At 47.7% G+C, this 12,195-nt stretch carries 14 protein-coding genes and 1 other annotated feature; of the genes, 9 read left to right on the forward strand and 5 right to left on the reverse strand.

Translation table 11 applies throughout. The features are described from left to right. Nucleotides 1–8 precede the first annotated feature (8 nt). The 3 genes from BB497_07745 to BB497_07755 form a co-directional block, all read right to left on the reverse strand. A complete protein-coding gene (locus tag BB497_07745; protein ID AVI62604.1) occupies nucleotides 9–1,925 on the reverse strand; it encodes a phosphomethylpyrimidine synthase ThiC in 1,917 nt (638 codons plus the stop codon). Between the two features lie 51 nt (nucleotides 1,926–1,976). Beyond that, nucleotides 1,977–2,645: a thiaminase II gene (locus tag BB497_07750; GenBank protein ID AVI62605.1), complete on the reverse strand. Its 669-nt coding sequence runs from the start codon at nucleotides 2,643–2,645 to the stop codon at nucleotides 1,977–1,979. Nucleotides 2,646–2,728: 83 nt separating this feature from the next. Beyond that, nucleotides 2,729–2,887: a binding site (TPP riboswitch), on the reverse strand. A 90-nt stretch (nucleotides 2,888–2,977) separates the two neighbouring features. Beyond that, complete coding sequence (locus tag BB497_07755; protein ID AVI62606.1) at nucleotides 2,978–3,922, reverse strand: recombinase XerD; 945 nt, start codon at nucleotides 3,920–3,922, stop codon at nucleotides 2,978–2,980. A gap of 636 nt (nucleotides 3,923–4,558) precedes the next feature. Here BB497_07755 and BB497_07760 point away from each other — a divergent pair. The 8 genes from BB497_07760 (at nucleotide 4,559) to BB497_07795 (ending at nucleotide 10,983) form a co-directional block, all read left to right on the forward strand. After that, nucleotides 4,559–5,026: a hypothetical protein gene (locus BB497_07760; protein AVI62607.1), complete on the forward strand. Its 468-nt coding sequence runs from the start codon at nucleotides 4,559–4,561 to the stop codon at nucleotides 5,024–5,026. 65 nt (nucleotides 5,027–5,091) lie between these two features. Next, the gene (locus BB497_07765; GenBank protein ID AVI62608.1) at nucleotides 5,092–5,358 is read left to right on the forward strand and encodes a transposase; all 267 of its coding nucleotides are present in this window, start codon (nucleotides 5,092–5,094) and stop codon (nucleotides 5,356–5,358) included. A 20-nt stretch (nucleotides 5,359–5,378) separates the two neighbouring features. Beyond that, nucleotides 5,379–6,179: a transposase gene (locus tag BB497_07770; GenBank protein ID AVI62609.1), complete on the forward strand. Its 801-nt coding sequence runs from the start codon at nucleotides 5,379–5,381 to the stop codon at nucleotides 6,177–6,179. Between the two features lie 93 nt (nucleotides 6,180–6,272). Next, on the forward strand, nucleotides 6,273–7,052 hold the full coding sequence (locus BB497_07775; protein AVI62610.1) for a hypothetical protein: 780 nt from the start codon (nucleotides 6,273–6,275) through the stop codon (nucleotides 7,050–7,052). Nucleotides 7,053–7,195: 143 nt separating this feature from the next. Further along, nucleotides 7,196–7,564: a transposase gene (locus BB497_07780; GenBank protein ID AVI62611.1), complete on the forward strand. Its 369-nt coding sequence runs from the start codon at nucleotides 7,196–7,198 to the stop codon at nucleotides 7,562–7,564. Nucleotides 7,565–8,161: 597 nt separating this feature from the next. Continuing rightward, a complete protein-coding gene (locus BB497_07785; protein AVI62612.1) occupies nucleotides 8,162–8,488 on the forward strand; it encodes a hypothetical protein in 327 nt (108 codons plus the stop codon). A gap of 117 nt (nucleotides 8,489–8,605) precedes the next feature. After that, complete coding sequence (locus BB497_07790) at nucleotides 8,606–8,785, forward strand: hypothetical protein (protein AVI62613.1); 180 nt, start codon at nucleotides 8,606–8,608, stop codon at nucleotides 8,783–8,785. Between the two features lie 113 nt (nucleotides 8,786–8,898). Then, nucleotides 8,899–10,983 (forward strand): hypothetical protein, encoded by a 2,085-nt coding sequence (locus BB497_07795; GenBank protein ID AVI62614.1) that lies wholly within the window; start codon nucleotides 8,899–8,901, stop codon nucleotides 10,981–10,983. 65 nt (nucleotides 10,984–11,048) lie between these two features. On the opposite strand, the gene BB497_07800 is transcribed toward BB497_07795, so the two are convergent. Together BB497_07800 and BB497_07805 are read right to left on the reverse strand one after the other, a co-directional pair. Continuing rightward, a complete protein-coding gene (locus BB497_07800) occupies nucleotides 11,049–11,303 on the reverse strand; it encodes a toxin YoeB (GenBank protein AVI62615.1) in 255 nt (84 codons plus the stop codon). Further along, nucleotides 11,300–11,551, reverse strand: a complete 252-nt coding sequence (locus BB497_07805) for a prevent-host-death family protein (protein ID AVI62616.1) — start codon at nucleotides 11,549–11,551, stop codon at nucleotides 11,300–11,302. The genes BB497_07800 and BB497_07805 overlap by 4 nt, the downstream gene beginning before the upstream one ends. A 154-nt stretch (nucleotides 11,552–11,705) precedes the next feature. Here BB497_07805 and BB497_07810 point away from each other — a divergent pair, with 154 nt between their 5' ends. Next, a complete protein-coding gene (locus BB497_07810) occupies nucleotides 11,706–12,083 on the forward strand; it encodes a hypothetical protein (GenBank protein AVI62617.1) in 378 nt (125 codons plus the stop codon). Nucleotides 12,084–12,195 lie beyond the last annotated feature (112 nt).

A 12,195-nucleotide genomic window follows, 5' to 3' on the forward strand; every position in this document is an offset into this window, starting at 1 on the left:
ATGGCGGGCTACACCTCCTGGTATAGCTCGCTGCCTTCCCGGCGGAACTTCTCCGCCTGTTCCTGCATGCCGCGCTTCACCGCTTCCGCATCGCTCTCGGCGGCGTTCTCAGGTGTGCGATCCCGGTAGGTGTCGCGCACTTCCTGGCTGATCTTCATGGAACAGAACTTCGGCCCGCACATCGAGCAGAAGTGCGCCACCTTGGCGGAATCCTTCGGCAGGGTTTCATCGTGGAATTCCCGTGCGGTATCCGGGTCTAGTCCCAGGTTGAACTGGTCTTCCCAACGAAACTCGAAGCGCGCCTTAGAAAGGGCGTTATCACGACGCTGCGACGCCGGGTGGCCCTTGGCTAAATCTGCTGCGTGGGCAGCAATTTTGTAGGTAATGATGCCGGTTTTGACGTCATCTTTATTGGGCAGGCCCAGGTGCTCTTTGGGCGTGACGTAGCAGAGCATCGCACAGCCAAACCAACCAATCATCGCCGCCCCAATGCCGGAGGTAATGTGATCGTAACCGGGGGCGATATCGGTAGTGAGCGGGCCGAGGGTGTAGAACGGCGCTTCGTGGCAGGCTTCAAGCTGCTTATCCATGTTCTCTTTGATCAAGTGCATGGGCACGTGACCGGGGCCTTCGATCATTACCTGAACGTCATGCTTCCAGGCGATCTTCGTTAGCTCGCCCAGGGTTTCGAGTTCAGCGAACTGCGCTTCATCGTTGGCATCCGCGACTGAGCCGGGGCGCAGGCCGTCGCCAAGGGAGAACGCCACGTCGTACTGCTTGCAGATCTCACAGATATCCTCGAAGTGGGTATACAGGAAGCTCTCCTGGTGATGGTACAAACACCACTTCGCCATAATAGAACCGCCACGGCTGACAATGCCGGTGACGCGGTTGGCGGTGAGCGGCACATAGCGCAGCAGCACCCCCGCGTGGATGGTGAAGTAATCCACGCCCTGTTCCGCCTGCTCAATCAAGGTATCGCGGAACACTTCCCAGGTGAGGTCTTCGGCAATGCCGTTTACTTTCTCCAGCGCCTGATAGATGGGCACCGTACCAATCGGCACCGGCGAGTTGCGGATGATCCACTCGCGGGTTTCATGGATGTTCTGGCCGGTGGAGAGGTCCATGATGGTGTCTGACCCCCAGCGGATACCCCAGGTCATTTTATCGACTTCTTCTTCAATCGAAGACGTCACCGCCGAGTTACCCAGGTTGCCGTTAATCTTCACCAGGAAGTTACGGCCAATAATCATCGGTTCGGATTCAGGGTGATTGATGTTATTGGGAATAATCGCCCGGCCACGGGCCACCTCATCGCGCACGAACTCTGGGGTGATCTCCTTGGGCAGGCTGGCGCCAAAGCTCTGGCCCCCATGCTGATGGCCCAGAATGCGCTCTACTTCCGCCGTGCCCAACGCCTGGCGGCGCTGGTTTTCGCGCAGGGCGATAAACTCCATTTCCGGTGTGATGATGCCCTGGCGGGCGTAGTGTAGCTGGGTAACGTTTTTCCCTGCTTTGGCACGGCGCGGGGTGCGTGTTAGGTCAAAGCGCAGCTGGGCAAGCGTTGGGTCGTTAGCACGGCGCTTGCCGTAATGGCTGGTGGGGCCGTCTAAAAACTCGGTGTCGTTGCGCTCCTCAATCCAGGTGCGGCGCAGTTCTGGCAGGCCCTTGCGCAAATCGATGCGGGCGTCTGGGTCGGTGTAGGGGCCGGAGGTGTCGTACACCAGCAGCGGCGGGTTCTGTTCATCAATGCTGCTGGTTTTGGTAGGCGAGAGGGTAATTTCCCGAAACGGCACGCGAATATCCGGCCGCGAGCCTTCTACGTACACCTTGCGCGAGGCGGGCAGCGGCTGAATGGCTGCGGCATCTACCTGGGCGGTTTCAGCTAAAAAGTGGCCGGTTTTACTCTTAACGGTCTTAGTCATTTCGGTGGTCTTCCTTTGTTTTTGGTGTTTTTAGGTCGTGCGTGAGGGGGCTTATTCGCTAAGTTCCAGGCCCATCTGCCAGAAGTCGATTTCCAGGCGGGTGGCATCGCGGAAGATTTTGGCAAGCTCAGCAAAGCGGGCAGGGGTGACATCGGCCAAGCGGGCATCAAGCCACTCAAGCTCTGCCTGCATGGCCGCCTGGAACTCCTCGCCTTCGTACATGGCAATCCAGGCATCGAACGGGTTTTGCGCGCCGCGCAGGGTGGTTGGCTGGGCATTCAACCAGTTGGCGATTTCACCGTAGCCCACTAAGCAAGGGGCCAGCGCTACGTGCAAATCGAGCAGGTCGCCACGGTTGCCGGTATCCAGCACGTAGCGGGTGTAGGCCAGCGTGGCGCGGGCTTCGGGCAGGGCTGCTAGTTCTTCTTCACTAATGCCCCATTCCTGGCAAAAGCCCACGTGCAGGCCCAACTCCACGTCCACAATGGCTTTTAAACCTTCATGGGCTTGGCGCAAATCCGCCAGGGTGGGGCTTTTGTAGGCAGCCAGCGCGTAGGCGCGGGCGAAGTGAATCAAGAACAGGTAATCCTGCTTCAGGTAGTGACGAAACGACGCTTCAGGCAGCGTAGCGTTGCCCAGCTGGCGTACAAAATCGTGCTCAATATAGGCGCGCCAATCGGTTTGGCAAGCGGTGGTTAAATCAGTAAAGCGGTAGCCCATGATGCCTCCGGTAGTGGTGATCCGGAGGGCGGGCGGAGATCGAGGAGATGGCGTGGAAGGTGGCGTGCGATTGTGAAAGCTAGCCAAGGCCATCGCTTGATCCCTACGCCGGTACCCGCGCGCTCATCATAGGAGCAACGCATTAGCCGGATCAGGTTCAGCGGGACCAGCGCTTTGGCAGTATCAGCAGATACGCCCTGCGCCATCTCAGCCGGATATCACCGGCACCCCGTCAAGCAGTTAGTTAGCGGAGTCTAGGCTGAGGGTGGGGGAGATGCAAGGGGAGTTAGCTTGATCAAGCACGGGCTTTATTGAAGCTTGTCTGCTCTTCACTAACCCAATGGGCTTCTAACGCCCGCAAAGCCATTGCCTAGCACATGGGTGTATATTTGGGTGGTTTCGATACTTTTATGGCCCAGCAGCTCTTGAACTGTGCGAATGTCAGTACCTTGGCTAAGTAGCTGAGTGGCGAAACTGTGCCGCAAAGAGTGGCATGATCCAGGGCGTGTTAAAGAAGAAGAGCGCATGGCATATTTAACGGCCTTTTGTACGGCAGAAGTATGGATGTGATGTAGTACTACTCGCCCCCACTCATCGAAACAAGGCTTGGAGGAAGGAAAAATCCACTGCCAAGCAAGCGAAGTGCCAGCGTTTGGGTATTTACGGTCCAGCGCATAAGGCAGTGACACAGGAATAGTGTTTGCTTCAATGCGAGCGTTCAGCTGTTGTTCTGCCATTTGTATATGAGTATGTAACGGCTGAACGCAAGAAGGTGGCAACAGTGTGGTTCGGTCTTTGTTGCCTTTTCCTGAACGAACAGTGATAACTTGCCGCGTGAAATCAATATCTTTGACGCGAAGCCGACAGGCTTCGGAGACACGTAAACCTGAGCCGTACATAAGTGAGGCCATGAGAAGCATAGAGCCAGACAAGTGCTGAAATACCTCCATTACCTCCTGATGGGAAAGCACCACTGGTAAGCGCTGAGGGCGCTTAGCTCGGCTAAATTGGCCAATCTCTCCAAGCGGTTGATCCAGTACATGGCGATAAAGAAATACGATGGCATTGAGTGCCTGGTTCTGCGTGGCAGCCGCCACACGTCTCTCGATTGCCAGGTATTCTAAGAATTGCTGTACTTCACGACCTGACATAGTGTCAGGGTGAGGTAAATTGTGAAAGCGAATGTAAAAGCGAATCCAGTAGCAGTAGGTATTCTCAGTACGGAAGCTATAGCGCTTGACCCGCAGGGTCGCCTTGACGCGTTCCATCAGTTTCATAAGAGTCACCCTTAATATCTGTATGCATATACAGTATTATTGGGCAGGGTAAAACATGCAAGCACGCGAATTTTGGATATGTAGCCAAAATTCGCTTTGCTTTCAATGGAATCAATGGGGTAGAGTCAATTTTGTGGCTGCATAACCTCAATGAACGTGCTGGCACATTCATTGAGGTTATGCAGCAGGGGATATAATCACTGTTAGGCAGTGAATATGAAAATATATTGGACTCTAAAACAAATACCTGAGCTATCAAGCCTGTCTTCTCGAGAGAGGGGAAAGCGTTGGAGGAAGGCTTATAAGAAAAGCTTCCGACATTGGGAAACTTGGTTGGGCGTAATTTGCTGTGGTCTTTGTGGCGCAGCAGGCGCTTGGGTCGGTGATGTTTTCAATTTAGGATTATTAGGCGCAGGTATAGGCGGAGCAATCGGTGGATTGGTGTTTTCACAAGCTATTTTGTCAGTAGTGTTGCGGCGTTACCGTGATATTTTACGAGGTGGTCAGCTAGGGAAGGTAGATGAACCAGTTGCCTAACAAGCGGCGGCATTCGGACCAAATCTACGCTCCGATGTCGCTCCAATTTGTCCGTTGCGCCGGGCGTTAGGCTTTAAAACATCAAATTTGGATAAATATATGAGATTGTCAGTAGAAGGCTATAAATCAATTGCCTCAAAGCAGGAATTAAATTTCGATGGTTTGACTATTCTTTCTGGGGCTAACAGTTCTGGGAAATCTAGCTTTATGCAACCTTTTCTGATTTTGAAGCAAACAATAGAAAACCATTATGATTCAGGCACTCTTATACTTTATGGTGAAAATGCCAAACTAACCGATTCTGCTCAAATTATATCGAAAGTCCCAGGTTATAACAAAAAATCCTTCAGTGTTTCAATGGTCAATGATAACCATAATTGCACAGCATCTTATAAGTATAAAAGGGGGGTGGGGATACAGGTTGATACCATAAGGATGACTAGCGAAAAAATTCCTGATGGTTTAACACTAAAAGTTGGCATGAAGTCTGAACATATAGAGAAGATGGTTCCAGGAGAAGACTTTAGTTTTATTAAAAAATTTTACGAAGATAAAGAACTAAGGTAATCCCCCCGAAAAATAATCGCGTTGATAAGTGGAATTTTGTAACCTGAAAAAACAGGAGATTTCACATGCGCAAATCACGTTTTACTGACAGCCAGATTATGGCGATTTTGAAGCAGGCTGAGTCTGGTGTGCCTGTCCCCGAACTATGTCGCGAGCACGGCATGAGCAGCGCCTCATTTTATAAATGGCGCTCCAAGTACGGTGGTATGGACACGTCCATGATGAAGCGCCTCAAGGAGTTGGAAGACGAGAACCAGCGCCTCAAGAAGATGTATGCCGAAGAGCGGTTGAAGGCAGAGCTGCGCCAGGAAGCCCTCGAGGGAAAGTGGTAAAGCCATCTCAACGCCGCGAGATGGCAAAGAATGTCGTTGAGGCCGGCTGCTGTAGTATTCGGCTGGCCTGTCAGGTTTTCGGGATCAGTGAAACCTGTTACCGCTATCAGGCGAAGCTTAGCCATGAGAACGCTGTTATCGCTGACTGGCTAGTGCGCCTGACCCACAATCAGCGTAACTGGGGCTTTGGGCTGTGTTACTTGTATCTGCGCAACGTGAAAGGCTTTCGCTGGAACCATAAGCGTGTCTACCGAATTTACCGGGCATTGGAGCTGAACTTACGCATCAAGCCGAAAAAGCGACTGGTGCGTGAAAAGCCAGCGCCATTGGTCGTACCCACTGCTTTAAACGACTGCTGGTCGATGGACTTCATGCATGATCAGTTGGCCGATGGCCGAACGTATCGGTTGTTCAACGTGATCGATGATTACAACCGGGAAGGCCTGATCATTGATGCTGACTTCTCACTGCCAGCAGAGCGCGTGATACGCTCCTTAAACCAGTTGATCGAATGGCGTGGCCGGCCTAAGGCCATTCGATGCGACAACGGCCCGGAATACATCAGTGGCAAACTAACCCGCTGGGCGAAGCAAAACGGCATTGAGCTGCTGTACATTCAACCTGGCAAACCACAGCAGAATGCCTACATTGAACGCTACAATCGAACAGTCCGTTATGATTGGTTGAGCCATTATCTGTTCGACTCAATCGCTGAAGTACAGGATTTTGCCACACGCTGGCTCTGGACGTACAACCACGAGCGACCGAACATGGCATTGGGTGGGATAACACCCAAACAGAAGGTGACTATGGCTGCCTAACCAACTCTACTTATCGCCCCGGTTATAAATGGGGGGATTACCCTAAAGCCAAAGTGGCGAGCTATTAGGGAGAAGTGTTTCATAAGTGCAGAGTTGTCAATTGATGGAAAGGAGTTTCTTCCAATCAAAGCCGGCATTGAGCCCACTCACAACCTAGAAAGCTTCATTACTAGATTAATCCACGTGCCAGGTTTGCGTGGCAATCCAGAGCGAACATATAAAATTGCAGCCTCAGAAGATGTATATCCGGGTTCGTTTGAAAAGTATGTTGCCGGAATTATTAGTGATTGGACGAGGTTGGTGAAATACAAAAGCAAGTACGACATTCTAAAAGAACAGCTATTTGAATTGGGTTTGGCAAGCAACATCAAGGCTTCAAAAGTAGACGATACAAGCGTTGAAATTCAAGTATCAAGGAATAAATCCGGAAGCGAGACTGATTGTGTGAATATTGCTGATGTTGGCTTCGGTGTATCGCAGACAATTCCAGTATTGGTTGCTTTAATTGGAGCTAAGAAGGGTCAGTTTGTATATATTGAACAGCCTGAGTTACATCTTCATCCGAAGGCGCAATTCAAAATGGCATCAATTATTGTGTCGGCAATCAATAGGGGGGTACGGGTAATTATAGAAACGCATAGCTCAATACTCATAAGGGGTATTCAACTAGCTGTCGTTAAGAAACAATTGGATTATAAAAAAGTTTCGCTAAATTGGTTTACCCAAAATAGTGAAAGTGGCGAAACAGATGTTGCTAAATCTGGTCTTGATGAACGAGGGGCATTCGGTGATTGGCCAGAAGATTTTGATGACACCAGCCTCACTGCTGAGCAAATGTATCTAGATGCAGTAGAGGAATCCTTTTGTGAGTAAAATTACACTTTCCTTTGTAATTGATGCGGATGTAGCGCGTTCATCAGGCACATCTGAACACCCTATTTCCAGTGGTTCTAGGTTTTGTACGAAAAGCCTTATCTGCTAACTTTACCTATGCAAAAGCAGCATAGGGGAAAACAATGGTCGGACGTTACGAGATTTCTGATGACGGCTGGGCACAGATCGAAGATATCGTGGCTCCTCCTCAAACCATGGGCAGACCCAGGCGGGATGACCGGAAAATGCTCAATGGTGTCTTCTGGGTACTGTGCTCTGGTGCTAAATGGCGTGATTTACCCGAGCGATATGGTCCTTGGTCGACGGTTTATGACCGGTTCCGCAAGTGGCGTGATGACGGCACCTTTGAAGCGGTACTTTCTCGCTTGCAGCTTAAGTTACGTGAAGATGGGCTTATGGATCTAGACACGTGGATGATCGATGCCACTTCCGTGCGAGCCACACGCGCTGCCGCTGGAGGCGGTAAAAAGGGGGTTCAACAGAACCGCTAGACCACGCGCTCGGCCGTAGCCGCGGCGGTTTAACAACCAAAATTCATTTGGTTTGTGATCGTCATGGCTGGCCACTGGCGTTCACACTGTCTCCTGGTCAAGAGGCAGATTCTCGTCACTTCGTTGCGACATTAGAGAGCATTCATCTACCAGGTGGCGTCGGGCGTCCTCGCAAACGTAGTCGCTATGTGGTGGCTGACAAAGGATACGACAGCGATGAGCTGCGTCATTATTGCGACAGGCACGGCATGAAACCCGTGATTGCTCAGCGCAATATGCACCGAAGAACCCGGCCTGGGCTACCTAGACGGTTCGATAAACCGAAATATCGGCAACGGAATGTGATAGAACGCTGCTTTAGCTGGCTTAAAGAATGTCGCCGGATCGCCACACGCTATGAAAAGCTGGCAAGTAGCTTTAAGGCGATGGTATGCGTGGCGTGCATCGACCGTTGCTTGCGAGCCAACTTTTCGTACAAAACCTAGGAAACTCCTAGAAAACTTAACAAAGAATGGACATAAGGTAGCTATGTGTCCTAATTTGAGAGCTGAATGGAAAAAACATAAGTCATTGTTTGCAACTAGATGGCTTGCTTCTATGGTTGCAAAAAAGAAAGTGGTCTTTTTATCACCTTCAGAAAAAATAAAAAATATCATAGATGATGGTATTGAAGAGTGTAAGGATAAAGAAATAGCGTTGAAAGATGCACACCTAGTAGATGCTGCATTAGAGGTTGATAAAATAATTGCATCAAATGACAACAGAGCAAGGAATGTCTTTTGTAAATTTTCCCGTATCAATCGGGAGATTTGTGCAGTTTCATGGTTTAACGCTGTATCGGATTCGGAATTTATTATCGGTACAGTAATGGTTGGCGGTTTCATTCCAAATAATTATTCTCTCCGAGAAGAAAATATTGCCTAACAAACCACTACACTCGGAAATTTTACTCGCTCCGCTCGCAAAATTCCGGTGAGTGGAGCGTTAGGCATCAAATATGATCCGTCGAAATTTACTAAATAAAATCACTAAGTAGAACTCATGGCAAAACTGAACGAAAAAAAGACAGAAGCGTTAGTAAAGAAACAGTTAGAGAAACTTGGTTACTTTGACGATGATGATGTCATCGTAGAAGAACAAGCCTCTGATAACCCTGTTATTGAAAAGCTCCTAAAAGTGCTTCGAAGTCAGGCTTTGGGGATGGACGACCAGAATTTATAATCCAGTCAAAAAAAGACCGTGAGTTCATAATCGTTATCGAATGCAAAGCTGATATCAAAAAGCACCAATCAAAGACGTATGATAGAGCCAATGATTATGCAGTTGATGGGGTATTGCATTATGCGAATTTTCTTTGCAGATCATTCAATGTTCTTGCAATCGGTATATCAGGTCAAACACGAGCAGAACTCAAAGTTACAAATCTTATCATTAGAAAGGGAAAGTTTAATAAATTTGATCTACTCGAAGATACCAGCTCTAACCCTGTTAGCTCGATTCTAGGATACAAAAATTACTTCGATTTATTCATATATGACCCGCAAATTCATGCGCAAAAAGAGAGAGATGTATTAGATTTTTCGAAAGCTCTTCACAACTTTATACGGGATTATGCACATCTAAGCGATGCAGAGAAGCCTTTAATTGTGAGTGGTATTCTTCTTGCACTTAAAGATGATGTATTTTTGGGTGCTTATGCTAGCTATCCAGATGATCGTTTACCTAAATACACTTTAGATACAATACATGAGGTAGTAGACAACCAAAACATACCAAATTCTAAAAAACTTGGTATTAAGCAACAATATGGTTTTATCCAAACCCATACAAAATTAATCGAATATGATGACAATATTAAGATGTCAGCATTGCGAAAAATAATAATTGACTTAGAAGAGCACGTTTTTCCATTTATCAGGATATATCATGATTACGATATTGTTGGAAAATTCTACAATGAATTTTTGAGGTACTCTGGTGGTGATGGAAAAATGGGGATTGTATTAACTCCAAAGCACATTACCGAACTCTTTACTGATTTCGCAAATTTGACACCTGAAGATACTGTGCTTGACCCATGCTGTGGTACCGGTGCCTTTCTAATTTCGGCAATGCACAAGATGATTCAGGAGGCTAATGGCAACGAAGTTCTAATCGAACGAATCAAGAAGTATGGTTTAGTAGGCATTGAAAGTCAGCCAAAAATGTTTGCTTTAGCTGCATCTAATATGATCTTGAGGGGCGATGGTAGCTGTCAATTATTCGAAGGAAGTTGTTTTAATGAGTCCCATGCAAAGGACATTATCAATCTTAAGGAAAAGACCTCTGATGGAGAAAAGGTTTCAAATCGTCCAAATGTAGGCTTTATTAATCCACCTTATTCTCTAAAAGGAGAAGGTCTAAGCGAATTGCAGTTTGTTAAATCAATGCTTGATTACATGCAAAGGGGAGGCATTGGAATTGCCATCATTCCAATTGGGTGTGTTATTGAATCATCAGATTTGAAACGACAAATACTAGAGAAGCATACTTTAGAGGCAGTTATTTCAATGCCAGACGATTTGTTTGGTAAATCTGCGACCGTTGTGGCATGTATTCTGATATTTACATCTGGTAAAAAACATCCCGCCAAGAAAAAGGTTTGGTTCTCTAGAGCTAAAGATGATGGTTTTGTTACTCTAAAACATATCGGCAGAGTAGATCATTTTAATAAATGGCCTGCCATTAAAGAAGAGTTGTTGAATAGCTACTTTAATCGCATTGAGGAGCCAGGCGTAAGTGTTCTTCAAGAGATTACACATGAAGATGAATGGTGTGCAGAAGCATACATTGAAACTGACTATGAAAATGTCCATGAATTGGATTTTGAGGAAACAATAAAAAGCTATCTCGAATTCAAACACCCTGAAGAGGAGCCAGAAACCAAAAAGGTGAAAACTTCAGATTGGAAGGAGTTTACGTACGATGAATTATTTGAGATTAAACGCGGCTTAAGGGTTGTAAATAGAGATCTAGAGTCAGGCGAAACGCCGTTAATTCGCTGCATTAAGGACAATAACGGAGTAGTTGATTATGTAAATCTACAACCTTTATTTGAAGGTAATAAGATTTCTGTAAATTATAATGGCAGCGTTGGTGAAGCTTTTTATCAACCAGAGCCTTTCTTTCCAACTGATGACGTTTTGGTCTTAAGTCCGCGGGAAGAAATGTTCGAGTATTTTAATGAAAAAATTGGCCTATACCTATGCACGGTAATTAAACTCGAGAGATTTAGATTTCATTATAGCAGAAAGTGGAATATGGAACGAATGAGAAAAACTGTAATGAAACTTCCCTCAAAGAATGGTGATTTAGACTTACAGAAGATCGAAGACCTTATGAGTGGGTTTCGTTTCGGAGATCAACTAGAGAATGCCTAACAAGGCGCTGCACCCGGATAAATTTTCCGCTGCGCTCCAAATTTACCGGTGAGCGCGGCGTTAAATCAGTAGTGGTACCGGAGCTGGGCCAGGAGTAATGCGTCATCCGTAACCTTGTAGACCATGCGGTGCTCGTCGTTAATTCGGCGAGACCAGTAGCCAGCGAAACTGTGTTTGAGGGGTTCCGGTTTGCCGATGCCTTCGAACGGTTCTCGTTTCGTTTCCTTGATTAGTTTATTGATTCGATTCATGATCTTTTTGTCGGTTTTTTGCCAGTATAGATAATCTTCCCAGGCGTTTTCGGAGAAGATGAGCTTCATTCAAGAAGTTCCCGTTCTTGGCCGCCGCCTTGCTCCAACTCGGTAACGGATTCCAACAAACGACGGGCGTTCTTTGGTGCGCGCAGGAGATATGAAGTCTCTTGCAACGCTTCATAATCGTCAAGGGAGATCATTACCACGGACTGCGACTTGCTCCGGGTGATGATCACTGGAGAATGGTCTTCACAGACCTGCTCCATAGTTTTTGCTAGATTGGTTCTAGCGGCTGTGTAGCTGATGGCATCCATAACGGATCTCCTGTACAAGATAATGATCATGTACAGAATACCGTACTTTGAAAGATTTAACAATCGGCTGCACAGCAACCGATTTTTCCGCCGCTCTGCGGCTTCAAACCGGCGCGTGAGCCGGGTGTTAGCAAAAAGGGAGGAAATGAGAAGGATGGTCGCGACCAAAGAGCAATATCAAAATGCACTTCTCAAAATCCGTGATAAAGGGAAATTGCGCAACACGAAATACCTGGAAATGCTTCGTGCTCAGTACGCTAGCCCAAACCACACTATTACGGCCACAAAAATTGCAGAGGCCGTCGGTTATGAGAACTACAACGCAGCCAATTTGCAGTACGGGACGCTTGGGCATGAAATTGCGGACATACTCGGTTATGTGCCACCCAAAAGAGACAATGGTGAACCAATGTGGTTCTGGACGCTTTCATTCGGCAATGATGCATCGGATAAAACATTGGATGGGCACTACGAATTCGTTATGCGCCCCCAACTGGTAGCAGCGCTTGAAGGCATGAGGTGGGTCAAGTAATTGCTAACAAGGCCATCAAGCATCGCCGCCCGCGGGGGGGGGCTGGACCTCAAAAACCTGGCGGTTTTTTCGGCCGCTTATGGCTGGCGTTATGTGTGTTTAGCGGCAGGTT

This window comes from Halomonas sp. GFAJ-1 (assembly GCA_002966495.1).
GTDB lineage: Bacteria > Pseudomonadota > Gammaproteobacteria > Pseudomonadales > Halomonadaceae > Vreelandella.

What these genes read in the sequence shown, in the direction of transcription:
- BB497_07755 (AVI62606.1), bottom strand. Translation starts at nt 3,922, where the DNA reads ATGAAACTGATGGAACGCGTCAAGGCGACCCTGCGGGTCAAGCGCTAT.
- BB497_07770 (AVI62609.1), top strand. Translation starts at nt 5,379, where the DNA reads ATGGCAAAGAATGTCGTTGAGGCCGGCTGCTGTAGTATTCGGCTGGCC.
- BB497_07800 (AVI62615.1), bottom strand. Translation starts at nt 11,303, where the DNA reads ATGAAGCTCATCTTCTCCGAAAACGCCTGGGAAGATTATCTATACTGG.
- BB497_07750 (AVI62605.1), bottom strand. Translation starts at nt 2,645, where the DNA reads ATGGGCTACCGCTTTACTGATTTAACCACCGCTTGCCAAACCGATTGG.
- BB497_07805 (AVI62616.1), bottom strand. Translation starts at nt 11,551, where the DNA reads ATGGATGCCATCAGCTACACAGCCGCTAGAACCAATCTAGCAAAAACT.
- BB497_07785 (AVI62612.1), top strand. Translation starts at nt 8,162, where the DNA reads ATGGTTGCAAAAAAGAAAGTGGTCTTTTTATCACCTTCAGAAAAAATA.
- BB497_07765 (AVI62608.1), top strand. Translation starts at nt 5,092, where the DNA reads ATGCGCAAATCACGTTTTACTGACAGCCAGATTATGGCGATTTTGAAG.
- BB497_07790 (AVI62613.1), top strand. Translation starts at nt 8,606, where the DNA reads ATGGCAAAACTGAACGAAAAAAAGACAGAAGCGTTAGTAAAGAAACAG.
- BB497_07745 (AVI62604.1), bottom strand. Translation starts at nt 1,925, where the DNA reads ATGACTAAGACCGTTAAGAGTAAAACCGGCCACTTTTTAGCTGAAACC.
- BB497_07760 (AVI62607.1), top strand. Translation starts at nt 4,559, where the DNA reads ATGAGATTGTCAGTAGAAGGCTATAAATCAATTGCCTCAAAGCAGGAA.
- BB497_07810 (AVI62617.1), top strand. Translation starts at nt 11,706, where the DNA reads ATGGTCGCGACCAAAGAGCAATATCAAAATGCACTTCTCAAAATCCGT.
- BB497_07780 (AVI62611.1), top strand. Translation starts at nt 7,196, where the DNA reads ATGGTCGGACGTTACGAGATTTCTGATGACGGCTGGGCACAGATCGAA.